General features: G+C 62.9%; 23 protein-coding genes. 8 read left to right on the top strand and 15 right to left on the bottom strand.

Going from position 1 to position 23,649, the window contains the following annotated elements; all coding sequences use genetic code 11:
* Positions 1-283 precede the first annotated feature (283 nt).
* From rpoH to cydX, 5 genes are all read left to right on the top strand, one after another.
* Entirely contained in the window at positions 284-1,219 is a 936-nt protein-coding gene (rpoH, locus tag B0G71_RS17655) for an RNA polymerase sigma factor RpoH (RefSeq protein ID WP_106282149.1), read from the top strand.
* 339 nt (positions 1,220-1,558) lie between these two features.
* Complete coding sequence (gene cydP, locus B0G71_RS17660) at positions 1,559-1,819, top strand: cytochrome oxidase putative small subunit CydP (RefSeq protein ID WP_106282151.1); 261 nt, start codon at positions 1,559-1,561, stop codon at positions 1,817-1,819.
* Positions 1,809-3,401: a cytochrome ubiquinol oxidase subunit I gene (locus tag B0G71_RS17665; RefSeq protein ID WP_116118899.1), complete on the top strand. Its 1,593-nt coding sequence runs from the start codon at positions 1,809-1,811 to the stop codon at positions 3,399-3,401. Before cydP ends, B0G71_RS17665 begins: the two co-directional genes overlap by 11 nt.
* A gap of 35 nt (positions 3,402-3,436) precedes the next feature.
* The gene (gene cydB, locus B0G71_RS17670) at positions 3,437-4,573 is read left to right on the top strand and encodes a cytochrome d ubiquinol oxidase subunit II (RefSeq protein WP_116143051.1); all 1,137 of its coding nucleotides are present in this window, start codon (positions 3,437-3,439) and stop codon (positions 4,571-4,573) included.
* A 28-nt stretch (positions 4,574-4,601) separates the two neighbouring features.
* Positions 4,602-4,718, top strand: a complete 117-nt coding sequence (gene cydX / locus B0G71_RS17675) for a cytochrome bd-I oxidase subunit CydX (RefSeq protein ID WP_116143053.1) — start codon at positions 4,602-4,604, stop codon at positions 4,716-4,718.
* Between the two features lie 131 nt (positions 4,719-4,849).
* On the opposite strand, the gene nagE is transcribed toward cydX, so the two are convergent.
* From nagE to B0G71_RS17700, 5 genes are all read right to left on the bottom strand, one after another.
* The gene (gene nagE / locus B0G71_RS17680) at positions 4,850-6,622 is read right to left on the bottom strand and encodes an N-acetylglucosamine-specific PTS transporter subunit IIBC (RefSeq protein WP_116143055.1); all 1,773 of its coding nucleotides are present in this window, start codon (positions 6,620-6,622) and stop codon (positions 4,850-4,852) included.
* Positions 6,623-6,731: 109 nt separating this feature from the next.
* The gene (ptsP, locus tag B0G71_RS17685) at positions 6,732-9,299 is read right to left on the bottom strand and encodes a phosphoenolpyruvate--protein phosphotransferase (RefSeq protein WP_181916785.1); all 2,568 of its coding nucleotides are present in this window, start codon (positions 9,297-9,299) and stop codon (positions 6,732-6,734) included.
* A 38-nt stretch (positions 9,300-9,337) separates the two neighbouring features.
* Positions 9,338-10,345 carry an SIS domain-containing protein gene (locus B0G71_RS17690; RefSeq protein WP_116143059.1) on the bottom strand — a complete coding sequence of 336 codons (1,008 nt, stop codon included), beginning with the start codon at positions 10,343-10,345 and terminating at the stop codon, positions 9,338-9,340.
* Complete coding sequence (gene nagA / locus B0G71_RS17695; protein ID WP_106282166.1) at positions 10,338-11,441, bottom strand: N-acetylglucosamine-6-phosphate deacetylase; 1,104 nt, start codon at positions 11,439-11,441, stop codon at positions 10,338-10,340. Before nagA ends, B0G71_RS17690 begins: the two co-directional genes overlap by 8 nt.
* Positions 11,442-11,542: 101 nt before the next feature.
* A complete protein-coding gene (locus B0G71_RS17700; RefSeq protein WP_106282168.1) occupies positions 11,543-12,277 on the bottom strand; it encodes a GntR family transcriptional regulator in 735 nt (244 codons plus the stop codon).
* A 372-nt stretch (positions 12,278-12,649) separates the two neighbouring features.
* On the opposite strand from B0G71_RS17700, the gene B0G71_RS17705 reads away from it, so the two are divergent.
* On the top strand, positions 12,650-13,576 hold the full coding sequence (locus B0G71_RS17705; RefSeq protein WP_116143061.1) for a helix-turn-helix domain-containing GNAT family N-acetyltransferase: 927 nt from the start codon (positions 12,650-12,652) through the stop codon (positions 13,574-13,576).
* A gap of 13 nt (positions 13,577-13,589) precedes the next feature.
* Here the strand turns inward: B0G71_RS17705 and B0G71_RS17710 are convergent, their stop codons facing one another.
* Together B0G71_RS17710 and B0G71_RS17715 are read right to left on the bottom strand one after the other, a co-directional pair.
* A complete protein-coding gene (locus B0G71_RS17710; RefSeq protein WP_116143063.1) occupies positions 13,590-14,402 on the bottom strand; it encodes a MetQ/NlpA family ABC transporter substrate-binding protein in 813 nt (270 codons plus the stop codon).
* 248 nt (positions 14,403-14,650) lie between these two features.
* Positions 14,651-16,528, bottom strand: coding sequence for a methyl-accepting chemotaxis protein (locus B0G71_RS17715; RefSeq protein ID WP_116143065.1), 1,878 nt, complete (start codon positions 16,526-16,528; stop codon positions 14,651-14,653).
* Between the two features lie 258 nt (positions 16,529-16,786).
* Here B0G71_RS17715 and B0G71_RS17720 point away from each other — a divergent pair, with 258 nt between their 5' ends.
* A complete protein-coding gene (locus tag B0G71_RS17720; protein ID WP_116143067.1) occupies positions 16,787-17,077 on the top strand; it encodes a YciI family protein in 291 nt (96 codons plus the stop codon).
* 67 nt (positions 17,078-17,144) lie between these two features.
* On the opposite strand, the gene B0G71_RS17725 is transcribed toward B0G71_RS17720, so the two are convergent.
* From B0G71_RS17725 to B0G71_RS17745, 5 genes are all read right to left on the bottom strand, one after another.
* On the bottom strand, positions 17,145-17,762 hold the full coding sequence (locus tag B0G71_RS17725) for an SCO family protein (RefSeq protein WP_116143069.1): 618 nt from the start codon (positions 17,760-17,762) through the stop codon (positions 17,145-17,147).
* 4 nt (positions 17,763-17,766) lie between these two features.
* Positions 17,767-18,672 (bottom strand): heme o synthase, encoded by a 906-nt coding sequence (gene cyoE / locus B0G71_RS17730; RefSeq protein ID WP_007179448.1) that lies wholly within the window; start codon positions 18,670-18,672, stop codon positions 17,767-17,769.
* A 6-nt stretch (positions 18,673-18,678) separates the two neighbouring features.
* Positions 18,679-19,788, bottom strand: coding sequence for a heme A synthase (locus B0G71_RS17735; RefSeq protein ID WP_116143071.1), 1,110 nt, complete (start codon positions 19,786-19,788; stop codon positions 18,679-18,681).
* A gap of 22 nt (positions 19,789-19,810) precedes the next feature.
* Positions 19,811-20,473, bottom strand: coding sequence for a cytochrome C oxidase subunit I (locus B0G71_RS17740; RefSeq protein ID WP_116143073.1), 663 nt, complete (start codon positions 20,471-20,473; stop codon positions 19,811-19,813).
* A 67-nt stretch (positions 20,474-20,540) separates the two neighbouring features.
* Positions 20,541-21,257, bottom strand: coding sequence for an SURF1 family protein (locus tag B0G71_RS17745; protein ID WP_116143075.1), 717 nt, complete (start codon positions 21,255-21,257; stop codon positions 20,541-20,543).
* 111 nt (positions 21,258-21,368) lie between these two features.
* On the opposite strand from B0G71_RS17745, the gene B0G71_RS17750 reads away from it, so the two are divergent.
* Positions 21,369-21,578 (top strand): twin transmembrane helix small protein, encoded by a 210-nt coding sequence (locus B0G71_RS17750; protein WP_007179452.1) that lies wholly within the window; start codon positions 21,369-21,371, stop codon positions 21,576-21,578.
* Between the two features lie 182 nt (positions 21,579-21,760).
* Here B0G71_RS17750 and B0G71_RS17755 read toward each other — a convergent pair whose 3' ends face one another.
* The 3 genes from B0G71_RS17755 to B0G71_RS17765 form a co-directional block, all read right to left on the bottom strand.
* Positions 21,761-22,618: a cytochrome c oxidase subunit 3 gene (locus tag B0G71_RS17755; protein WP_106282185.1), complete on the bottom strand. Its 858-nt coding sequence runs from the start codon at positions 22,616-22,618 to the stop codon at positions 21,761-21,763.
* A 131-nt stretch (positions 22,619-22,749) separates the two neighbouring features.
* Positions 22,750-22,959 carry a DUF2970 domain-containing protein gene (locus tag B0G71_RS17760; protein WP_091796857.1) on the bottom strand — a complete coding sequence of 70 codons (210 nt, stop codon included), beginning with the start codon at positions 22,957-22,959 and terminating at the stop codon, positions 22,750-22,752.
* Positions 22,960-22,994: 35 nt separating this feature from the next.
* On the bottom strand, positions 22,995-23,633 hold the full coding sequence (locus B0G71_RS17765) for a cytochrome c oxidase assembly protein (RefSeq protein ID WP_116143077.1): 639 nt from the start codon (positions 23,631-23,633) through the stop codon (positions 22,995-22,997).
* Positions 23,634-23,649: the final 16 nt, after the last annotated feature.

The raw sequence follows: 23,649 nt of genomic DNA on the forward strand, positions 1-23,649 counted from the left end.
GCATGAAGAAAGCTGACTTTCCGCAATTAGTCACTTCAAATTTGGCAAAAATCAGGTATTTATAACGATGTAGGCAGTCTGTTAGGTAAATTCTACGTCTAGCACAGAGCCGGCTGAAGCGGTGTACCCTGGCTATTGATTCGTGAATTTCAATAGGAATTTGCGGAACTTGGATGCCCCTACGCCCTCTAAGTATTAGCACTCGGCAATTCAGAGTGCTAACATCCAACGCTGGAGTCGTTACCTGAATAAGCTTTTGTCTGATTCCAAAGGAGTTTCCTACGTGAGCCATGCAATGACCCTTCCGAGTACTTTGAGCCCGTCGTCGGCTAAGGCCGCTTCGGCAGGTGCACTGGCGCTCTCGCATTCCTCGCTGCTGCCCGGTCAACTGGGCAATATCGACGCCTACATCCAGGCCGTAAATCGGATTCCGATGCTGACGCCGGCGGAAGAACGCCAGTTCGCCACCGAATTTCGCGAGCAGGACAACCTCGAGTCCGCGCGCCGTCTCGTCCTGTCGCACTTGCGGCTGGTCGTGTCGATCGCGCGCAACTATCTGGGCTATGGACTGCCGCACGCCGACCTGATCCAGGAAGGCAATATCGGCCTGATGAAGGCCGTGAAGCGCTTCGATCCGGAGCAGAACGTGCGCCTCGTGTCGTACGCCATGCACTGGATCAAGGCTGAGATCCACGAATACATTCTGCGCAACTGGCGGATGGTGAAGGTCGCCACCACCAAGGCGCAGCGCAAACTGTTCTTCAACCTGCGCAGCCACAAGCAAGGGCTGGGCGCGTTCACGCCGGACCAGATCGACGATCTGGCCAAAGAGTTGAACGTGAAGCGCGAAGAAGTCTCCGAAATGGAAACGCGTCTGTCCGGCGGCGATATTGCGCTGGAAGGCCAGGTCGAAGACGGTGAAGAAGCGTACGCGCCGATCGCCTATCTGGCTGACTCGCATAGCGAACCGACCGCCGTGCTGGCTTCGCGTCAGCGCGACAAGCTGCAAAGCGACGGTATTGCGAGCGCGCTGGACGCACTTGACGCCCGCAGCCGCCGCATCATCGAGGCACGTTGGCTGAAGGTGGAAGACGACGGTTCGGGCGGCTCCACGCTGCACGAACTGGCCGACGAATTCGGCGTGTCCGCCGAACGTATTCGCCAGATCGAGGCGAGCGCTATGAAGAAGATGCGCGGCGCGCTCACCGAATACGCTTAACGCTTGAAAATTGTCAGCATGCCGGTTCGTCCGGCGCGCGGCAGCAAAGCTGCCAAGCCCCGCCCTCGCAAGACGGCGGGGCTTTTTTTCGCCCACGCCGCGGCTTGTTCGCGCACGCCCGCCTTCGCTCAAGAACATCCACAAGCGACATGCGTTTCTTGACGTATCACAAACCAGATAGCAATACTGGTTGAACGGGGCAAGTCTCGCGACCCAATGCCGCAGTTCCGAACTGTTGCGCGCGAGGTTCTACTCCTAGAATCGGGATGCACTCGCCCGACCGCTGACGCGGTCTGGCGCCAGCCGGATTCGCCGGTGTGAAGTTGCCTTCTACCGATCATGACCACAGCCCTCAATCGCAGCACCACCCGCCGCCGGAGCCTGCGCCAACGGTTCCATGGCTGGGTGCGCGGTCCGACGTTGGCGCGGGATATCGCCATCGTCCTCGCCATCAAATTCGTACTGCTGATGGCGCTCAAGTACACGTTCTTCAATCATCCGCAGGCGGAGCACATGTCGCTGCCGCCTGAGCAAGTCGCGCAGGCGCTGCTGTCCGTGCCTGCCTCGCATCCGTCCCAAGGTGATCCACATGCCCGTTAGCGAAGTCGTAGAACTGTCGCGCCTCCAGTTCGCCATCACCGCGCTTTACCACTTTCTGTTCGTCCCGCTCACGCTCGGCCTGTCCTGGCTGCTTGTCATCATGGAGTCGGTCTATGTGATGACCGGCAAGCAGATCTACAAAGACATGACCCAGTTCTGGGGCAAGCTGTTCGGCATTAATTTTGCGATGGGCGTGACCACCGGTCTCACGCTGGAATTTCAGTTCGGCACCAACTGGTCTTACTACTCGCACTATGTAGGCGACATTTTCGGCGTGCCGCTCGCGGTCGAAGGCCTGATGGCTTTCTTTCTCGAGTCGACCTTCGTCGGACTGTTCTTCTTTGGCTGGAAGCGGCTCTCGAAGGTCCAGCATGTGTTCGTCACGTTTCTTGTCGCGCTCGGCTCGAACCTGTCGGCGCTGTGGATTCTGGTGGCCAATGGCTGGATGAACAATCCGGTCGGCGCGACCTTCAACTACCAGACCATGCGCATGGAGCTCGATAGCATCTTCTCCGTGCTGTTCAATCCGGTCGCGCAGGTCAAGTTCGTGCATACCGTGTCGGCGGGCTATGTGACGGCGTCGATGTTCGTGCTCGGCGTGTCGTCGTGGTATCTGCTCAAGCGCCGCGACACCGAATTCGCGTTGCGCTCGTTCGCGATTGCCGCCGGCTTCGGTTTGGCATCCACGTTATGCGTGATCGTGCTCGGCGACGAATCCGGCTACCGCACCGGCGAAGTTCAACAGGTCAAACTGGCCGCGATCGAATCCGAATGGGAAACCGCGCCCGCACCGGCTCCGTTCACGATAATCGGGATCCCGAATCAGAAGGAAGAGCGCACCGATTACGCTATCAGGATTCCGTACGCGCTCGGCCTGATCGCAACACGCTCGCTCGATGAACCCGTGGTCGGTCTGAAGGACTTGATGGCGCGCAACGAGGTGCGCATCAAGAACGGCATGCTCGCCTACGCCGCGCTGCAGAAACTGAAACAAGGCGACATCACCGACGAAGCCAAAGCCGCCTTCGACGCGCACAAGCAGGACCTCGGCTACGGCCTGATGCTCAAGCAGTTCACCGCGAACGTCACCGACGCCACGCCGGATCAGATCGCCCAGGCCGCGAAGAAAACGATCCCGCCTGTAGCGCCCGTGTTCTTCTCGTTCCGGCTGATGGTGGGCCTGGGCATTCTGTTCCTCGCCACCTTCGTGCTGGCGTTCTGGTTCTGCGCTCAGCGCTCGCTGTTGCTAGAGAAGCGCCGCTGGTTCCTGCGCTGGGCCGTATGGGCAATTCCGCTGCCCTGGCTCGCGGCGGAGTTCGGTTGGATCGTCGCTGAAGTGGGCCGTCAGCCGTGGACCATCGCGGGCATTCTGCCGACCAACCTGTCGGCCTCGAGCCTGACGCCGAATGACCTGTATCTGAGTATCGCGGGCTTCGTGGTGTTCTACACGGTGCTGTTCATCATCGAAATCATGCTGATGTTCAAGTACGCGCGGCTCGGTCCTTCGTCGCTGCATACGGGCCGCTATCACCACGAACAACAGCCGCTGAATCAGCCGCTTCCGACCAACACGGCCGCCTGATTCGCCGCCACTGAGTTTCAAGGGAAAAGATCATCATGGATTACGCAACCCTCAAACTGATCTGGTGGGTGCTGATCGGCGTGTTGCTGATCGGCTTCGCGCTCACCGACGGCTTCGACATGGGCGCGGCGATTTTGCTGCCATTCATTGGCAAGACCGACGCCGAGCGGCGCATCGTCGTGAACACGGTGGGCGCGACGTGGGAAGGCAATCAGGTCTGGCTCATCACGGCGGGCGGCGCGATGTTCGCCGCGTGGCCGCTGGTGTACGCGGCGTCGTTCTCCGGCTTCTATTTCGCCATGCTGCTGGTGCTGTTCGCGCTGTTCTTCCGGCCGGTCGGCTTCGACTATCGCAGCAAACGTGAAGATCCGCGCTGGCGTACGGCGTGGGACTGGGCGTTGTTCGCCGGCGGCTTCGTACCGGCACTGGTGTTTGGCGTCGCCTTCGGCAACCTTCTGCAAGGCGTGCCGTTCTCGTTCGATACCGACCTGCGCGTCACTTACCACGGCGGATTCTTCGAACTGCTCAACCCGTTCGCGGTGTTGTGCGGCCTCGTCAGCGTCTCGATGCTGGCCGCGCACGGGGCCGCCTTCGTCAAGATGAAAGCGGACGACATTGTCGCCGAGCGCGCTTCGCTGGCGCTTCGAATTGCCTCATTCGCGACCGTGGTGCTGTTCCTGATTGCCGGCGCGCTGATCGCCACGATGATCGGCGGCTACCAGGTGATCGACGCGCCGCCGCTCGACACGGTCGCCAATCCGTTGACGAAGAACGTGATCGGCGCACCGGGACTGTGGCTCACCAACTACGCGAACTATCCGTGGATGGTGGCTGCGCCGGTGGCCGGTCTCGCAGGCGGCGTACTGGCCACGCTGCTCGCTCGCTCGCGCTTCGAGAAGAGCGCCTTTCTGTCGACCTCGCTAATGATCATCGGCGTAATCCTGACGGCGGGCTTCTCGATGTTTCCGTTCATCATGCCCTCCTCGCTCGACGGCCGCAGCAGCCTCACCGTGTGGGATTCGACTTCGAGCCGCATGACGCTGCAGATCATGCTGATCGCCGTGATCATTTTCCTGCCGATCATCCTGATCTACACGAGCTGGGTGTATCGCGTGATGCGCGGCAAGGTGACCGCCGCCGCGCTCGAAGAAAATCACCATACGATGTATTGACCGGCAAGACGCTCAAGAGGAGTTTGCGATGTGGTATTTCAGTTGGATTCTCGGAATCGGCGTGGCATTGGCGTTCGGCATCATCAACGTGATGTGGCTGGAGTCGCGCCAGTCGGCGGCAACGAGCGCGCAGAAGAGACGCTAAGGCGGCCTATGCCGGCTGAGATGGGCCGGTAAACGGAAAAGCGGGACCTTGAATGATTCAAGGTCCCGCTTTTTTATCGCAGCTTAAGCGAATGCGAAGCGGCGCGAGCCGCTCCCTTGTCTAGCAATGCGTCACGCCGGCAAAGGCGTTGCACCACCGCTTTGCGTCGTGCGCGTCGCCAGCTTTTCAGCGTAGCGTTGCGCAACGTCGCCGACGACGATATGGAACGTGTCCGCAGAAACCCATGCTGTATCGAGCGTCGCCAGACGTTGACGATCGACCGCCGACGGATCGCGCACGACGATACGCAAACGCGTCGCCGCGACCGCATCCAGCGACACCACGTTGCCCGCGCCGCCGAACACGGCGAGCCAGCGCAGCGGATCGGGATCGAGCGGGCCGCTGCCTTGAGCACCCGAAGCCGCAACCGGCGCAACCGGCGCAGCCGCCACAGTAGCAGCCACCGGCTTCACCGCCTCGCCACCGCCCTGCGCGATCACCGTGCGGATTTCGTCCGCGATGATGTCGGCTTCCGGTCCGATGATCACCTGCACGTTGGTCGAGCCGCGCTTGAGCACGCCACGCGCGCCGATCGTCTTCAACTCGCTTTCGGAGACCTTGTTCGAATCGACCACCGACAAACGCAGACGCGTCGTGCAAGCATCCACCACCGACAGATTCGACGCGCCGCCCAGCGCCGCGATATAGCGCTGCGCACGCGGCACAGCCGCACCGGCGACCGGCGATACGAAACCACCCGCGGCAAACGAGTCGACCTGTTCATCGGCAGCGGCGGGTTCGCGGCCCGGCGTCGCCATGTTGAACTTACGGATGAAGAAGCGGAACAGACCGTAGTACACGACCATGTAGACGAGGCCGATCGGAATCGCCCACCAGCCGCGAGTCGACAGACCGTAGTTCAACACGTAGTCGATTGCGCCGGCGGAGAACGTGAAGCCGAGGTGAATGCCGAGCGCCGAACAGATGGCGAGCGAGAGGCCCGTCAACAGCGCGTGGATCACATACAGCACCGGTGCGAGGAACATGAAGCTGAATTCGATCGGCTCGGTCACGCCCGTCAGGAACGAGGTCAGTGCCATCGAGAACAGCAAACCGCCCACAACCGCGCGGCGCTCCTTCGGCGCTTCATGGAACATCGCGAGACACGCAGCCGGCAGGCCGAACATCATGACCGGGAAGAAGCCCGTCATGAAGGTGCCCGCAGTCGGATCGCCCGCGAAGAAGCGATGCAGGTCGCCCGTCACAGCGGCGCCGCCCGGCGGCGTGAACGTGCCGAACACGAACCACGTCAGCGAATTGAGGATGTGATGCAAACCCGTGACCAGCAGCAGGCGGTTCAGCACGCCGAACACGAACGCGCCGAGTGCGCCCGCGGTGGTCAGCCAGTGGCCCGCCGTATCGATCACGGCTTGCACCGGTTGCCACACGTAGCCGAACGCTATGCCGAGCACGAGACAGACCACCCCCGTGACAATCGGCACGAAGCGTTTCCCTCCGAAGAACGCGAGGTAATCGGGCAGCTTGATGTCTTTGTACCTGTTGTAAAGCAAACCCGCGACGATACCCGCCACGATCCCGGACAACACGCCCATGTTGAGCTTGTCGTTGATGTCCTTCATCACCGCGACTTCGATCAGATAACCGATCGCACCCGCCAGACCCGCCACGCCGTTGTTGTCTTTCGCAAAACCGACCGCCACGCCGATCGCGAACAGCAGCGGCAGGTTGTCGAAGATCGCGCCGCCGGCGTCGGCGATCATCTTGATGTTGAACACATCGGGCTGGCCGAGGCGCAGCAGCAGGCCGGCGACCGGCAGCACCGCAATCGGCAGCATCAGCGCGCGTCCCAGGCGCTGAATCTTCAGAAACGGATTCCCATCCATTGATACCTCCAATCCTTGTCTCTTTGTTGAACGCCGTTCTTGAACGGCGTCTTGAGTTTTGTAGCTATGAGTGATGATTGAGCGAAGCTGGCTGCGGACCGTGTGGGGTTCAGTCCAAAGGCCAGGTTTCGCGGCTTGCTGCTCTTACCGCCTGCGCCGATTCGAGCGCCAGGGCATCCTGGGCGCGTTGACGGCACAGCTGATAATCGAGGTTGCGCACCCGCGCCTTGATGCCCGGCACCGAGACCGGATCCACCGAAAGTTCGGTCACGCCGAGGCCGATGAGCAGCGGCGCGGCAAGCGGATCGCCCGCCAATGCGCCGCACACGCCGACCCATTTGCCGTGCTTGTTCGCGCCTTGCACGGTGGCTGCGATCAAGCGCAGCACGGCCGGATGCAAGCCGTCCGCCTGGGCGGCGAGGTCGGCCTGACAACGGTCCATGGCGAGCGTGTATTGCGTCAGATCGTTGGTGCCGATCGAGAGGAAATCCGCGTGTTGCGACAGTTGATCGGCCAGCAACGCCGCCGACGGCACTTCGATCATCACGCCGACTTCGATCGGTTCCGTGCGGCCCAACTCGCGCGCGAATTCATCGATACGCTTGCGGATGCGGATCAATTCGCCGACGTCGGTCACCATCGGCAACAGAATGCGCACGGCGCCGAGCGGCTGCACCGCCAGCAGGCCGCGCAACTGATCGTCGAGCAGATCCGGGCGTACTTGCGCAAGGCGGATGCCGCGCAAGCCGAGCGCGGGATTCGGTTCGGGCGGCAGCGTCAGGTAGTCCACTTCCTTGTCCGCGCCGACATCCAGCGTGCGGATGATCGCGGTGCGGCCGCTCAATGCATCGACAATTGACTGGTAGCTCTGACGATGTTCGTCCGTGGTCGGCGCGGCCGCGCGGTGAATGAACAGCAGTTCGGTGCGCAACAGGCCAACGGAATCAGCGCCGTTTTCGACGGCGGTTTTCGCGTCGTCGAGCGTGGCGATGTTCGCGGCGACTTCGATCGCGCGGCCATCGGCCGTGACCGCCGCTTGCTGCGAGGTGCGGCGGTTTGCTTCGCGCACATCGGCCAAACGCGTGCGCTCGAGACGCGCGCGTTCCACATCGAGTTCGGTCGGCGCGAATTCGAGGCGGCCAGTCGTGGCGTTCACCACCACTTGCGTGCCTTCGGGAATCGCATGCAGTGCATCGCCGACTGCGACCAGCGCGGGAATGCCCGCCTGACGCGCGAGAATCGCCGCGTGCGAGGTCGCGCCGCCGCGTGCCATCACCAAGGCGGTGACACGCGTACGATCCAGCGTCGACAGATCGGACGGCGTGAACTCTTCAGCCGCCAGCACGGCTTCTTCCGGCAGCGTGCGCGCCGCAGCGTTCGTGTAACCCAGCGCGCGCAGCACGCGCTTCTCGATGTCGCGCAGATCGGCGGCACGTTCCGCGAGCAACGCGTCTTCGATATTCGACAGGATCGCGATCTGTGCGCGGATCGCTTCGCGCCACGCAAAGCCGGCGCTTTTGCCGAGGCTGATCAGATCGCGCGCGGCGTCGAGCAGCGTGGGGTCTTCGAGCAGCACGCGATGCACGGAGAAAATACCCGCTTCGCCAACCGCGCCGCGCTGTGAGGCGTCACGCACCGTCGTATCGAGGTCGGCATCGACGGTGGCAATCGCCTTGTCGAGCAAACGGCTTTCCGCTGCGGACGTGCCGGTCGCCTTTTCGGGCGGATCGATGTCCGCGTCGTCCCAGCGCACCAGCTTGCCGACCGCGACGCCCGGCGCCGCGCAGACGCCGGCGAGCGTATTCGGTGCAAGCGTCTCGCCCGCCGGGCGAGCAACAGCTTGCGGCGCAGGCGAGCTTTGGCGCGCCGGTTTCTCTTCGACTTCGCCGTGCGCTTCGCGCGTCAGTTCGTTTGCAATTGCGGCCACAGCGGCTGCAGCTTGCGGACCGACGCCGAGCAACTCGATGGTCGCGCCTTCTCCAGCGCCAAGGGCAAGCAAACCGACCACGCTTTCGATCGCCGCTTTACGCCCTTCGTAACGCACTTCGACGCGTGCATCGAATCCACGTGCCGCTTCACGCGCACGCGCCGCCGGACGTGCATGCAGACCGCCTGCGTGAATCAGCGTGACTTGCTGACGGGCTTCTTCCGTCACGTTGGCTGCACTCGCCTGGCGGGACGCCTCGGCGGCCGCGCCGCCGCGCGCGCGCAGCAGCAGCAGCAGCGGCGTTTCGCCCGCCTTCAGCAGGCCGCCTTGCACGCGCTCGACGATCTCGAACGCGTCCGAATTGGCAATCGCGATCACCGACACGAGGCTCGGCGCATTCAGCGCGACCTGATCCTGATCGAACTCGATCAGCACGTCGCCGGCGCGCACTTGAGCGCCTTGAGCGACCATCGGCGCGAAACCCTTGCCGTTCAGTTCGACCGTATCGATACCGATATGCAGCAGAATCTCGGCGCCCTCGGCAGTAGCCAGCGTCACAGCGTGACCGGTGCGCGCCAGATGGGTGACCGTACCGTCGCACGGCGCGACGAGTCGGCCTTCGAGCGGATCGACGCCGATGCCGTCGCCGAACATGCCGCCCGAAAACACAGGGTCGGGCACGTTCGCGAGCGGCACGACCGGACCGGTCATGGGCGCGAGCAAAACAATATGGCCTTCAGAATGGCTCATCAAGCGGGACTCCTCGACACGTCGCATCTGATTTCTCGTCAGTGAGTTTCGGTGACTTTGTTGAGATGGCGCGGCGCATCGGGATTGCGCCCGCGCGCGGCGGCAAGGCCGGCGGCCATCACGTAAAAGGACAGGATTGCAGCGATCGGATCGAGCGCCGCATGGGCGGTGGTGGCGAGCGGCAGCGTGGCTTCCGGCACATCGGCCGACGCCGCGAGCAGCACGCGGGCGCCGCGCGCCTTCATGTCGCGCGCGAGTTGCAGCAAGCCGGCCTGCTCAGGTCCGCGCGGCGCGAAGACCAGCAGCGGATAGTCGCGATCGATCAGCTCCATCGGACCGTGACGCACTTCCGCGCTCGAAAACGCCTCGGCCTGAATGCCGGAGGTTTCCTTCAGCTTCAACGCGGCTTCCTGCGCGATGGCGAGACCCAGGCCGCGGCCGATCACGATCATGCGCTCGATGCCGCGCAGTTCTTCCACGGCCGTCGACCAGTCGAGTTCACCCGCCGTACGCAGCGCCTCGGGCAGCGTTTTCAACGCGGCAAGCAATTCGGCGTCCTTCTGCCAATGTGCGACGAGCTGTGCGGAGATCGACAGCATCGCGATGTAGCTCTTGGTAGCCGCGACGCTCAATTCCGGACCGGCGACGAGCGGCAACTCGAACTCACACGCGTCGGCCAGAGGTGAGCCCGACACGTTCACGGCGGCGACGGTCAACGCGCCGGCTTTGCGCAGCGCTTCCATGGTGCCGACCAGATCCGGGCTCTTGCCCGATTGCGAGAACGCCAGCGCGAGTTGGTCGCGCACTTGCAGTGGCGCCTGTTGCAGCGTGGCCACCGACATCGGCAGCGAGGCCACCGGCACGCCCAGGCGGCTCATCGTCAGGCTCGCGAAATAACTCGCCGCGTGATCCGAGCTGCCGCGCGCGACCGTCAGCGCGACATGGCGCGGCTGCTGTGCCAGCTTCGCCGCCAATGCCTCGACGCGCGAGGTATCCGTGAGTTGCGCGGCGACCGTTTCGGCGGACGCCAGCGCCTCTTTAAGCATATTCGACAATTGCTTCTCCTTCGACGTAAGTCGCGCTCAACGCCAGTTCACGATCGAACACGACCACATCGGCCCATGCGCCGCGCGCGATGCGGCCGCGGTCTTCAATGCCCAGGTAGTCGGCGGCGTAGCGCGACAAACGGTTCGATACATCGGCGATCGGCAAGCCGATCGACACAAGATTGCGCAGCGCCTGATCCATGGTCAGGGTGCTGCCGGCGAGCGTGCCATCGGCGAGACGCACGCCGCCGAGGCACTTCGTCACATGCTGGCTGCCGAGACGGTATTCACCGTCGGGCATGCCCGTGGCCGAGGTGCTGTCCGTGACCACATAGAGACGCGGAATCGCGCGCAACGCAGCGCGGATCGCCCCCGGATGGACGTGCAGCAGATCGGGAATGATTTCGGCGAACTCGGCGTGCGCGAGCGCCGCGCCGACGAGGCCGGGATTGCGATGGTGCAGCGGCGACATGGCGTTGAACAGATGCGTGAAGCCGCAGGCGCCATGCTTGAGCGCGGCGACGGCGTCGTCGTAGGTGCCGAGCGAGTGGCCCAGTTGCACACGCACGCCGCGCGCCGCCATCTCGGAGATGATCTCCATATGGCCGGCAATTTCCGGCGCCAGCGTGACCACGCGAATCGGCGCGATGGACAGATACTTCAGCACTTCGTCCATGACTGCCGAGACCGCCGCGTCCGGTTGCGCGCCGAGCTTGCCGGGATTGATGTACGGCCCTTCCAGATGCACGCCGAGCACACGCGCGCCGCCGGGCGTGCGAATCCGCGCGTTGTTGCCCAGTTCCGCGACGACGGCCATCAGCTCGTCGCGCGGCGCGGTCATGGTGGTGGCGAGCAGGCTGGTCGTGCCGTAACGCGCATGCGTGCGCGTGATGGTTTCGACCGCGTTGCCGCCTTCCATTACGTCGGAGCCGCCGCCGCCATGCACGTGCAGATCGATGAAGCCGGGCAGGATGTACGGCGCGTCGTTGGTCGACGGATCGACGCGTTCGCCGGTGAGCGCCGTGATGCGGCCGTTTTCGTATTCGAGCGTGCCGTGAATCCACCCATCGGTGGTGAGTATGTTTCCGGTCAGCATGAGTCTCTCTGGTGAGGCGTGATACGGGGTGTGACTGAATGGCGCTTTGTCTGCGCCGCACCTGAACTTGCAGGCTGCGCGCGCGGACTCAGCCGGTCAGCTCAGGTGCGCAATTCAGCGACGAAGTCGTAGTAGTCATCGCGGCAATACGTATCGGTCAACTCGATTGCGCGCTGATCGGCGCTATAGCCGATACGGGTAATGACCAGCAGCGCCGAGCGCGGTTCGATATCCATCAGCGAAGCGATCTCGCTCGACGCGTTGACCGCGCGGAAGTGCTGCAACGCGCGCACCACGGCGGCTCCGCGTTGTTCGAGATAGCTGTAAAGCGAATCGCCGACGGCATGCGGATCGGGCACGATCGCCGACGGCAGCGCCGAATGCTCGACCGCCATGACAATGCCATCCGCGCGCCGCAGCCGCCGCAGACTCGTCACCGCCGCGCCGGGCGACAACCCGAGGTGCACCAGTTCGTCGCGATTGGCGGCGCGGATATCGCGCTCGAGCCACACCGAATCCGGCCGGAAACCGCGTTGCTGCATCTTCTTGGTGAAGCCGGTGAGCCGCGAAAGCGGATCTTCGACGCGCGGTGTGATGAAGCTGCCCGCGCCGCGAGCGCGCCGGATCAAACCTTGTTCGACCAGCAACTCAATCGCCTTGCGCGCCGTGATACGCGACACGCCGATCGCGTCCGAGAGCGTGCGCTCCGAGGGCAACGCCTCGCCCGCCGACCACACGCCGCAGTGAATCGCCGTCGCAAGATTGCGCGCGAGCTGCAAATAGAGTGGCGTGACGTTGCGGGCGTCAGGCATCAGTGCGGACCAGCGAGTTTCCATGGGGCTCCGGCGGCCTTCGCGAAAAGGTAGGCCTACGAAAAATGAGAGCCCATTATATAACCAACATAATACCAGTCAACCAACTGGTTCCATGCCGGTACGATCCGGTGCAAAGCCTTGCTGAATAAGGCTTAGAGGGGCGTGCGGAGGCGCCGGAGAGGGTTTTTTGGAGCCCAGGATTTACCCGCATGGAGCTTCAGAAAGCCTGCTAACTGGCTGAAACAGGGTTTCAGCGCGCTGACATCCCCGAGGCGATCGATACCTTTTTAATACCAGTGCCGGTCAGGCCTTTGTCGGCGTCGCTTCTGTAAAGGGGTGCGTTCCAATATAGTGCTGAGTAGCAAGCTATAAAAATTCCCCTGGGAGCCGCATTTGACAGATTCCGAGACGCTGCGGCGTGCTCAGGCCGTCCGCCATTTCAACCGCTTCTATACCCGACACATTGGCGCGCTGCATGAGCATCTGGCAAAAAGCGCGTTCTCACTGACCGAAGTGCGCGTACTGCACGAGCTGTCCCGCGGATGCGCGCAAACGGCCTCGGTGCTCGGGCGTTCTCTCGGTCTCGACAGCGGTTACCTCAGCCGTCTGCTGACGAGCTTCGAACGACGCGATCTGATCACGCGCCGCCCGTCCGAGACGGATGCGCGCCAGTCGCTCATCGCGCTCACGGATAGCGGCCATGCCGCGTATGCCCCGCTCGACAGCGCGGCGATCGAAGAAGTGTCGACCTTGCTTTCCGGCCTCACGGCCCTCTCCCAGGATCAGTTGATCGCCGCGATGAAGCTCATCGAGCGGCTGCTCGGCGACAAACCCAGTCACGAACTCGTGGTGCTCCGTCAGCCGCGTGCGGGTGAATGCGGCTGGCTCGTGCATCGGCAGGCGCAATGGTTCGCCGCGCAATACAGCTGGGATCCGTCGTTCGAGGGATTGCTCGCGCGGGTCGTCGCCGATTACACGCAACGCAATGATCCGCTGCGGGAGATGTGCTGGGTCGCCGATCAGGACGGGATGGTGGTCGGCTCGGTGTGCATCGTCGGCGTATCGACGACGGTGGCGGGCGTGCGGCTCCTGTGGGTCGAGCCGGATGTGCAGCGTTTGGGGATCGGCACGCAGTTGCTGAACGAATGCGTGCGCTTTGCGAAGCGCGCGGGCTATACGAAGCTCACGCTGACCACGGCCGCCTCGCTCGAACAACCGCGCCGCCTGTGCGAGCGCGCCGGGTTCAGGCTTGCCGGCACGGCGGCTGAGCGCCGTTTCGGCAAGGACCTGACGGTCGAGCGATGGGAGTTAGGTCTGTAGCAAACGTCGCTGCTTAGAACGACGGCACCACCGAACCTTTGAACTGCGTCTTGATGAACTGGCGCACGTCTTCCGACTGGTAAGCGGCAACCAGCTTCTTGACCCACGGCTTGTCCTTGTCCTGCGTGCGCACGGCGATCAGGTTCGCGTACGGGCTATGCACGTCTTCGAGCGCGATCGCATCTTTGGTCGGTTGCAGGCCGGCGGCCAACGCGAAGTTCGTGTTGATCGCGGCGGCGTCGACGTCCGACAGCGAGCGCGGCAGTTGCGCGGCGTCGAGTTCGACCAGCTTGATCTTCTTCGGATTGTCGGCGACGTCGAGCGGCGTCGCGTTATTGCCGTTCGTGCCCGCGCCGGTCTTCAGCTTGATGACGCCTTGCGTTTGCAGCAACAGCAGCGCGCGATTTTCGTTCGACGGATCGTTCGGTACTGCGACCTTCGCGCCTTGCGGTAGATCCTTCAGCGACTTCAGCTTCTTCGAATAAATACCGAGCGGCGAGATGTACGTGAGGCCGGCGCTGACGATCTTGTAGCCGCGCTGCTTGATCTGGCTATCGAGGTACGGCTGGTGCTGGAAGCTATTCGCGTCGAGGTCGCCTGCGTCGAGCGCGGCGTTCGGCTGCACGTAGTCGTTGAATTCGACGACCTTCACGTTCAGGCCTTCGCGCTTTGCCACCTTGGTGACGACTTCCCAGATCTGCGCGTCCGGGCCGCCGATGGTGCCGACCTTAATGACTTTGTCGTCGGCGTGCGCGCCGAAGCTGGTGAAGATCGCCGTAGTGGCGACGACTGCCGAGAGGGCTTTGAGGATGTTTCTGCGCTGCATGTGATTCTCGCTTGTTTCTAATCGACGGCTTGATCGATGAATTGATTAACGGCGAATCGATTTCTGATCGGTGTCAGATTCGGGTGGAAGCCGGCGGCACATGGCGTGTGGCCCTGCGCTGCCAACTTGACCTGAAATGGTCTCATAGTCCCAGCGAGATGGGAAATATCACGATCGCATATGGTTATGCGCCTTGAGCGGCGGGGACCGCGTGCATGTGAGAGGCACGCGGTCGATGCAGCGGGGAGTCAGAAGGTGGTCCAGTCGTCGTCTGGCGCGGTGGCTCTTACTGCCTCGGTGGATGCGCGCGGCGTGGTCACCACGACAGCCTTGGCGCTCGTAATACGCGCGGACGAAGCCGACGCTCGGGTCGATGCCAAGGCCGACGTGGCGGACGTCCTGTTGGGTGCCGACAATTTCGGCTCCGCATGCGGCGATGCCGACGCAGAGTGCGACGTCGTGCCGATTTCGCGCGCTGCGGTTGCGGTTGCATGCGGCGCCGCGACCCTTGCCGCCGCCACCGTCGCAGTCACTCTCCGCGCCGCGACGACCGCCGAACCAGGCGCGCTCCCTTCAGCGCCACTCACGCGAAACGCGCTCACTGTCTCGCGCAAACGCCCCGCCTGATCCTGCAACGAAGCCGCCGCGGCCGCCGCCTGCTCGACCAGCGCCGCGTTCTGCTGCGTCACTTCGTCCATTTGCGTGACGGCGCGGCCGACCTGGGCAATGCCGCTGCTCTGCTCTTCGGATGCCGCCGCGATCTCGCCCATGATGTCAGTGACACGCCGCACGGCCTGCAGAATTTCGCCCATCGTCGTGCCGGCCTGCTGCACCAGTGTCGAACCGTTGTGCACACGTTCGACCGACGCGCCGATCAACTGCTTGATCTCCTTGGCCGCCGTCCCCGAGCGCTGCGCGAGGTTGCGCACCTCGCCCGCGACGACCGCGAAACCGCGGCCCTGCTCACCGGCGCGCGCCGCCTCGACGGCTGCGTTCAACGCAAGAATGTTGGTCTGAAACGCGATACCTTCGATCACGCCGATGATGTCCGCGATCTGCCGCGAGCTATCGTTGATCTCGCCCATCGTGCCGATCACACGGCTTACCACGTCGTTGCCGCGCGTCGCGATTTCGGACGCGTTGTGCGCAAGTCCGCTTGCTTGCCGCGCGTTGTCGGCGTTCTGCTTGACCGTTGCGGTGAGTTCTTCCATGCTCGCCGCGGTCTCCTGCAACGAAGCCGCCTGTTGCTCGGTGCGCTGCGACAGATCGCCGTTGCCGGCCGCGATCTGCTGCGTCGCCGACGCAATGGATTCCGCCGAGCGTCGAATCTCGCCGATGGTCTGCTGCAAGCGGTCCTGCATGTCATGCATGGCCGCCATCATGCTCGTCTTGTCCTGCGGACGAACCTCGACCACTTGCGTCAGGTCGCCTTGCGCGATACTCGCCGCGAGTCGCGCCGCCTGATCGGGCTCGCCGCCGAGGCTCGCGCGCACATTGCGGATAATCAGCAGCATCGCCAGCGAGATGATCGCGCCGATCACCAGCACCACGGCCAGGTGGCCGAGCAGCGTCACGTAGTACACCGTATCGATGTCCTTGATGAACACGCCGCTCGTGATGTTCCAGTCCCACGGCGCGAAACGCACCACGTAGCTGATTTTCGGCACCGCCGTTTCGCTGTGCGGCAGGCGTCCGCGATACTCCGCGAAACCGCGGCCGCTCGCCTTGGCCGCGTCGACGATTGCCACGTACAAGAGCTTGCCGTCCGGATCCTTGAAGTCGCCGACCGGCTTGCCGGTCATCTGCGGCAGCGTGGGATGCATCAGCACGACGGGCTTCGAATCCATCACGAACAGGTAGCCGGATTCGCCGTAGCGCATGGTCGCAAGACGAGCGAGCGCTTCGCGCTGTGCGTCGGCTTCGCTCAGCTTGCCGCTCTGCGAGAGCGCGTAATAACCGTTCACGATACCTTGCGCGGCATCGACCAGATTCACCATGCCCGCCTTGCGCTCGGCCAGCATCATGCTGCGCGTTTCGACCGCGCTCCACAGCCCGACCCCCAGCAGCCCCAGCCAGACGAGCGCGAGCGACAGCCATAGTTTGCGGTTCAAACTCATCCTGCTCATTGTTGTGGTCTCTCTCGTGTGATTCATGTTCCGTTCGCAGTCGCAAGAGTGCGATTGCATATCGCGCGCAAACGATTGCTATCGATATAACGGCATCACAAACGGGCAACTTGAGAGACGCTGCGAGGAGGCCGGCGGGCGCGACGCGCGGCATGCGTGCGGATTGAATTCACGCATCGGAACGGTCTCTGCACGATAATTGGAGACTGCGGCCGCATGCTCGATGCGGCTCATTCCCTTGCAGAGAGAACCACGCCCATGTACGTCATCGACCTTATCTACACCGCACCGCTCGAACGCGTCGACGACGCGCTGGAAGCGCACCGCGCGTTTCTGACGCAACAGTTCGACGCAGGCGTGTTCGTCGCCGCAGGACCGAAAGTGCCGCGCAACGGCGGCATCATTCTGGCGGTCCGCGTCGAGCGCGAGAAGCTGGACGAGATTCTTGCTAGCGACCCGTTCGCGCAGCAGAAGCTCGCGCGCTATGAGGTGACGGAATTCAAGGCGACGCGGCTCGCGCCGGGGTTGAATCTGCCGATTCCGGCTTGAGCGTTGGAAAGGGAAGAGATGTGAAAACGGGCGCGCGATACGACACGCGCCCTTACGGCTATGCGCGTCAGTCGAGCAGCAGCTTGATGTCGTGCACCCACGGCGTCGCGCCCTGGCCATCACGCGCGAACAGACGCAGCTTGCCGTCTGTGTCGAACACATAGCTCGCGGCCGTGTGGTCCATCGTGTAGCTGTCAGGCGTCTTGCCCGGCACCTTCGCGTAGTAGACGCGGAAGTCCTTCGTGATCTTGGTGAGTTGCGCCTGATCGGCCGGACGCAAGCCGACGAACGTCGGGTTGAATGCTGGCACGTATTGCGCGAGCAGAGCCGGTGTATCGCGCTCCGGATCGACGGTGACGAACAATACCTGCACGCGCTTCGCGTCTTCCGGGCCGAGCTGCTGCAACGCTTGCGAGAGCTCGGCCATGGTGGTCGGGCAAACGTCCGGGCAATGTGTGTAGCCGAAGAACAGCACCACCACCTTGCCCTTGTAGTCCGCCAAAGTGCGGACATGGCCGCCCGTATCGGGTAGCGAGAAGTCGCTGCCGAACTGGGTATTACCGGTGATGTCGAGATTCTGGAACGCCGGCGGCTGCTTGCCGCAGCCTGCTATCAGCAACGCGGCACCGAACGCGCAAGCGATCACAGCAGCACGCGCCGTGCGCGCGAAGCGGATATTGAGCATGGTCTTACGCGCCGATCAGGACGCGCGCATAGTGGTCGATCAGCAGCGCGGCGAACAGCAGCGAGAGATAGACGATCGAATAACGGAAGGTCTTACGCGCCAGATCGTCCGAGTACTCGCGATAGATCTTCCACGCATAGGCAAGGAACACGGCACCCAGCAGCACGGCCGCCGCGAGATACACCACGCCGCTCATGCCGGAGATGAACGGCATCATGGTGACCGCGAACAGGATCACCGTGTACAGCAGAATATGCAGGCGCGTGTACTTCTCGCCGTGCGTGTTCGGCAGCATCGGCAGGCCGGCGTTTTCGTAGTCTTTGCGGCGATACAGCGCGAGCGCCCAGAAATGCGGTGGCGTCCACACGAAGATGATCAGGACCAGGATCCACGCGTCGCCCGGCACATGACCGGTGACCGCGGCCCAGCCAAGCGCCGGCGGCATGGCGCCCGAGGCACCGCCGATCACGATATTCTGCGGCGTGGCAGGCTTGAGCAGCAGCGTATAGATGACGGCATAGCCCACGAACGTGGCCAGCGTGAGCCACATGGTGAGCGGATTGGCGAATGTATAAAGCGTCCACATGCCGAGGCCGCCGAGCACGGCCGAGAACAGCAGAATCTGCGCGGTGGTGATTTCGCCGCGCGCGGACGGCCGCCACGAAGTGCGGCGCATCTTGGCGTCGATCTTCTGCTCGACGAGACAATTGATGGCGAACGCCGCGCCGGCCAGCAACCAGATGCCGACGGTGCCGCCGATCAGCGGAGTCCAGGGCACCATGCCGGGCGTCGACAGGAACATGCCGATGACGGCGCAGAACACGGCGAGTTGCGTGACGCGCGGCTTCGTCAGGGCGATGTACTGGGAGACCCGGCTGCCGGGCGTTTGGGAGAGTGTTGTGCTGTCCATGTGGAGTCACGCTGGCGCGGCATCGCGCGCAGGGAGCACGGCGCGGCCGGGACGGCTATAAGCGATCCGAAAGTTTAACATAACGAGCAGAAGCAGCAGGATCGCGGCTCCACCGTTATGCGCGACCGCAATGGGCAACGGCCATTGCAGAACGATGTTCGACAGCCCGGTGATGAACTGGATCAGCACCACCAGCAGCACGCCGTTTGCGGGGCGCCGCAACGACTCGAAGCGGCGCAGTTTCAGCGCGAACCACACCAGATACGCGACCACAACGATGGCGAATGTGCGGTGGGTCCAATGAATCGCCACCAGCGCATCCTGCGTGATCATGTCGCCGTCGCCGGTCATGCCGAGCGCGCGCCACAGGTGGAAGCCGTGCGTGAAGTCCATCGGCGGGACCCATTGGCCGTTGCAGGTCGGGAAATCCGTGCACGCGAGCACCGCGTAGTTGGTGCTGACCCAGCCGCCCAAAGCGATTTGCGCGATCAGCAGCACCAGGCCCGCAATCGCCGCCGCGCGCCAGCGCGCCGCTTCAGGCTCGTAGGCTGGCAACGGCGTTTGCCGCGCGGCCAGCCAGCCGAGCGTGCCCAGCAGCGCGAGGCCGAGCAGCAAGTGCGTGGTCACGATGATCGGTTGCAGCTTCATCGTCACGGTCCAGGCGCCGAACGCGCCTTGCACCAGAATCAGCAGCAGCAACGAGGTCGGCCACCACGGTGACACATGCAGCGGACGCCGCTTGATGCGCGCCGTCCACACGATCACGGTCTGCGCGATGATCAGCACGCCGATCGCCATCGCGAAGTAACGGTGGATCATTTCGATCCAGGCCTTCGTCATGCTGACCGGTCCGGTGGGCATCGCCTGATGAGCGGCCGTGATCGCCGCATGCGCGATAAACGGCGACGAGGTGCCGTAACAGCCCGGCCAGTCCGGACAGCCGAGGCCGGAATCGGTGAGCCGCGTGAAGCCGCCGAACATCACCAGGTCGAGCGTGAGAAAGGTGGTGAGCCAGACCAGCTTGCCGAATTTGTTGTCGTCTGCCTTGACCCATACGTAGGACAGCGGCAACAACGCGATACACAAGCCGATCAGAGCCAGTTGCAGTACGAACATCTCTCTTACCTATATTGCGGCATCAGCCGATGCGCGACCATTTGAGCAGCTTGGTCAGGTCGCCTTTGATCTTGCTGGGATTCGGATCTTTCGGGAAACGCATCATCAGATTGCCGTTCGGATCGACCAGGTAGATGTGCTCGGTGACCTTGGTGCCGTTGTCGGTAGGTAGCCATGCGGACACCTGCGCCGGATCGGCAATCATCATGTCGGTGTCGGGATACGCCTTTTGTATCACGTCAGACACGTTGCCTGCATCGGTGCGCAGCCACACTTCCACTACGCGCTCGCGCTCCGGGCCCTGAGCTGCGCGGATTTGTCGCATGAAGTAGAGCTTGGTGACGCACGCTTTGTCGCACGCACTGTTGTCGACGGAAATCATCAGCCAGTGGCCGCGCAGCGTGGCGAACTTGACGGGCTTGCCGTCCTCGCCGGTGACCGTGAGCGAATCGGGGATCGGGCGTTGCGGTTCGACTAGCGTGCCGTAGCTCGAGGTGCCGCCGGCCGGCTTGATCACGTAGTACATGAAATACGACACTGCTATCGGCGCGCCGCAGATGATCGCCACCAGCAGCAGCATCCAGCGGCCGCGTTGCCACGAGCCTTTGCCGTTGGGTTGGCCGGGCATGGCGCGGGGTGCTGCGGGTTTGCCGGCTTGCGGCGAACGGGGAGATTGCGTCGACACTACGGACCTCTTTCAATGATTGCGCGGCTTGCGGCTCGAACCTGGGCCACAAGCCGCATGTGCTGCATTACGCGCCCGGCGCGTGCTCTTTCTTCGCGGCGCGGCGCGCGGCATACAGGCCGAAGACCAGCGCGGCGGCCGCCATGCCCCACCACTGGAACATGTAGCCGTAGTTGCGCTCGACGCCTTCAGTCGGCGCGGGCCAATCGCGCACCAGCTTGTCGCCGTCGTCGCTCAACTGCTGAATCACGAACGATTGCAGCGGCAGCCCGGTTTCCGCAGCGTACGCGGCGACATCCAGATTCTGGCGGATCAGTTGATGCTCAGCCGAGCCGCCATGCCCCAACTCGTACGCGCGCGAAGCGTCGGCACGGGCAATGCCTTCGATTTCAATTTCGCCTTGCGGCGTCGTGTACGGCGCGATGGTTTCGCGATTATTCATATTGCGCGGCAACCAGCCACGATTGACCAGCACGTAACCGCCGCCGGCCAGTTTAAAAGGCATCACGACGTAAAAGCCCGGCTGGTCGTTATACGGACGATTATCGAGGTAGACGACCTTGTCCGCGACGAAACTGCCACGCGCCTTCACGCGATGAAACTCGATGTCCTTCAACTGAACCGGCGCGGCGCCCACCGGTTGCGCGGGCGCATTCTCGAACTGCGTGATTTGCGCTTCGAGCGCTTCCTTTTGATGCGCGCGGTCGCGCTGCCAGAAACCCAGCCGCACCGTTACCACCATCACCAGAAGAATCAGCAGCGCGGGAACGAAGCGAAACTTCATCGCGCACGCTCGTCAGCCGCGTGCGGCGCAACAGGGAACGACCGGCAAACGCAAGCGCGCGGTGCGATAATAAACATCTTGCCTCTGCGCTTTCCGGTCTCAGCTGGTTCCATGCACATTCTCGTTCCCATCGCCTTCGTCCTGATCATCGCCAGCATGGTGTCGGCGCTGTACTTCATGATGCATGACAAGGGCAAAACCAAGCGGATGGTCTGGTCGCTCGCCACGCGGGTGGGCCTGTCGATCTCGCTGTTCCTGTTCATCCTCTTTGCTCACTGGATGGGCTGGATTCAGTCGACCGGTATTCCTTACGGGCGCTGAGCCCGGCGGAAAAATCTCCACGCCGCCAAACAAAACGCCGCCCTGACAGGGTCGAGGGCGGCGCTGCTCAAGTCTTACGTACTGCTGTCTTGCGTTGTTGCTCGTACGCCGCGCCCCGAAGAATCCAGCGCGAACGGCCTGCACGCATTCCGAGGTTCTCGGTCGGTGCAGGCGAGGCTGCGTTACAGCCAGTACACGACGACGTACAGTCCGAGCCACACGACGTCCACAAAGTGCCAATACCAGGCCGCGCCTTCGAACGCGAAGTGATGCTCTGCCGTGAAGTGCCCGCGAATCATACGCGCCAGCACAACGGCCAACATCGTACCGCCGAGAAACACGTGGAAGCCGTGGAAGCCGGTCAGCAGGAAGAACGTCGAACCGTACACGCCCGAATTCAGCGTCAGATTCAGTTCGTTGTACGCGTGGAAATATTCGAAGCCTTGCAGGAACAGGAAGCAGACGCCAAGCACGAGCGTTGCGGCCAGCCAGATGATCGCCTTCTTGCGATGATCTTCACGCAGCGCGTGGTGCGAGACCGTCAGCGTCGCGCCCGAGGAAAGCAGCAACGCCGTGTTGATGGTCGGCACCGGCCACGGTTGCATCGACTTGAAGGTCGAGACCAGCGCTGCCGGACCGTTGTTCGGCCACACCGCCGAGAAGTCCGGCCAGATCAGCTTGTAATCGAGGCTGCCCAGTTGGTGCAGCGCGATTTCACGCGCATAGAAGAGCGCGCCGAAGAATGCACCGAAGAACATCACTTCGGAGAAAATGAACCAGCTCATGCTCCAGCGATACGACTTGTCGACGTTCTTGCCGTACATGCCGCCTTCCGACTCGGCGATCGCGTCGCCGAACCAGTGCCACAGCGTAAAGAGCAGCCACAACAAACCGGCCACAACGCCGATCGGCGCCCAGTCGTGTTCGTTGATCCAGGCCGCAAGCGATCCGAGCATGACCAGCAACCCAGCAGCGGCGCTGATCGGATGCCGCGACGGATGCGGTACGAAATAGTACGGGCTCTCGTTTTGACCGCTCATTCTTGATTCTCCACTTCAGTCCAGTTGTTCCGGAAGCTCCGGCTGTATCTTCGGCGGCGCGTCGATACCGCACCGCTTCGCTCTAATTTCCGGGCGCTGCTTTGCCCGATTCTACGCGTGCGTCTGGCGCTTCAACCTACTACGGCGCGCACGATCAGAATCAGCGCCACGATAAAAATGGCCGCGCAGATCAATGCTGCCGCGATCACGTGCAGCGGGTTCAGCTGCGTGGCGTCCGCCTCCAGATCGCGACGCTTGCGCACCCCGAAAAACGACCAGAACACCGCACGCATCGACTGGCCAAAACTGCTTTTGCGCGGGCTGCCGCCGTTATCGCTCATCTCGTTTCTCTTTCCTTCGCCGGCGGCGCGAACCGTCAGGCGGGATTGGCTGCCGTGGCTGCCGCGCTTTTATCCGCGCCTGTCGCCGTATTGGCTGTGGGCGCCGCACTTCCGGCCGTCGCCGCTGCCGGCGTATTCAATTCAAAGAACGTGTACGACAACGTGATCGTATTCACGTCCTTCGGCAACTTCGGATCGACCACGAATACCACTGGCATCCGCCTGCTCTGATTCGCCGTCAAAGTTTGCTGCGTAAAGCAAAAACACTCGATCTTCTTGAAATACTCGGTGGCCTGCTTCGGCGCGTAGCTCGGAATGGCTTGCGCCTGAATCGTGCGCGCCTGTTCGTTGCTCACCTCGTACATCACCGTCGTCACTTCGCCTGGATGCACGTCGAGACTGCGTTGCTCCGGTTTGAAACCCAGCGGGCCGCGCGCGTTTGCATCGAATTCGATCGAAATCGTGCGGCTCGTGTCGACCTGCGTATTCTTCGCCTCGCGCACCGTGGCATCACGCTGCACCAGGTTGTTGATGCCGGTGATCTGGCAGATCGCCCGATACATCGGCACCAGCGCGAAACCGAAACCGAACATCATCAACGCGACGACGAACAGCTTGATCAGCATCGAACGGTTAAAAGAGCGGTCGGCCTGAGCCGGCGGTTGCGTCGACATCTCAATCCTCAACAAG

The sequence above is a fragment of the Paraburkholderia sp. BL27I4N3 genome (genome assembly GCF_003386115.1).
Taxonomy (GTDB): Bacteria; Pseudomonadota; Gammaproteobacteria; order Burkholderiales; family Burkholderiaceae; genus Paraburkholderia.

What these genes read in the sequence shown, in the direction of transcription:
- B0G71_RS17735 (WP_116143071.1), bottom strand. Translation starts at nt 19,788, where the DNA reads ATGTTCGTACTGCAACTGGCTCTGATCGGCTTGTGTATCGCGTTGTTG.
- cyoE (WP_007179448.1), bottom strand. Translation starts at nt 18,672, where the DNA reads ATGGACAGCACAACACTCTCCCAAACGCCCGGCAGCCGGGTCTCCCAG.
- B0G71_RS17715 (WP_116143065.1), bottom strand. Translation starts at nt 16,528, where the DNA reads ATGAGCAGGATGAGTTTGAACCGCAAACTATGGCTGTCGCTCGCGCTC.
- B0G71_RS17665 (WP_116118899.1), top strand. Translation starts at nt 1,809, where the DNA reads ATGCCCGTTAGCGAAGTCGTAGAACTGTCGCGCCTCCAGTTCGCCATC.
- B0G71_RS17765 (WP_116143077.1), bottom strand. Translation starts at nt 23,633, where the DNA reads ATGTCGACGCAACCGCCGGCTCAGGCCGACCGCTCTTTTAACCGTTCG.
- B0G71_RS17760 (WP_091796857.1), bottom strand. Translation starts at nt 22,959, where the DNA reads ATGAGCGATAACGGCGGCAGCCCGCGCAAAAGCAGTTTTGGCCAGTCG.
- B0G71_RS17720 (WP_116143067.1), top strand. Translation starts at nt 16,787, where the DNA reads ATGTACGTCATCGACCTTATCTACACCGCACCGCTCGAACGCGTCGAC.
- B0G71_RS17750 (WP_007179452.1), top strand. Translation starts at nt 21,369, where the DNA reads ATGCACATTCTCGTTCCCATCGCCTTCGTCCTGATCATCGCCAGCATG.
- ptsP (WP_181916785.1), bottom strand. Translation starts at nt 9,299, where the DNA reads ATGAGCCATTCTGAAGGCCATATTGTTTTGCTCGCGCCCATGACCGGT.
- B0G71_RS17700 (WP_106282168.1), bottom strand. Translation starts at nt 12,277, where the DNA reads ATGGAAACTCGCTGGTCCGCACTGATGCCTGACGCCCGCAACGTCACG.
- cydB (WP_116143051.1), top strand. Translation starts at nt 3,437, where the DNA reads ATGGATTACGCAACCCTCAAACTGATCTGGTGGGTGCTGATCGGCGTG.
- B0G71_RS17755 (WP_106282185.1), bottom strand. Translation starts at nt 22,618, where the DNA reads ATGAGCGGTCAAAACGAGAGCCCGTACTATTTCGTACCGCATCCGTCG.
- nagA (WP_106282166.1), bottom strand. Translation starts at nt 11,441, where the DNA reads ATGCTGACCGGAAACATACTCACCACCGATGGGTGGATTCACGGCACG.
- B0G71_RS17745 (WP_116143075.1), bottom strand. Translation starts at nt 21,257, where the DNA reads ATGAAGTTTCGCTTCGTTCCCGCGCTGCTGATTCTTCTGGTGATGGTG.
- B0G71_RS17725 (WP_116143069.1), bottom strand. Translation starts at nt 17,762, where the DNA reads ATGCTCAATATCCGCTTCGCGCGCACGGCGCGTGCTGCTGTGATCGCT.
- nagE (WP_116143055.1), bottom strand. Translation starts at nt 6,622, where the DNA reads ATGGATGGGAATCCGTTTCTGAAGATTCAGCGCCTGGGACGCGCGCTG.
- cydX (WP_116143053.1), top strand. Translation starts at nt 4,602, where the DNA reads ATGTGGTATTTCAGTTGGATTCTCGGAATCGGCGTGGCATTGGCGTTC.
- cydP (WP_106282151.1), top strand. Translation starts at nt 1,559, where the DNA reads ATGACCACAGCCCTCAATCGCAGCACCACCCGCCGCCGGAGCCTGCGC.
- B0G71_RS17690 (WP_116143059.1), bottom strand. Translation starts at nt 10,345, where the DNA reads ATGCTTAAAGAGGCGCTGGCGTCCGCCGAAACGGTCGCCGCGCAACTC.
- B0G71_RS17710 (WP_116143063.1), bottom strand. Translation starts at nt 14,402, where the DNA reads ATGCAGCGCAGAAACATCCTCAAAGCCCTCTCGGCAGTCGTCGCCACT.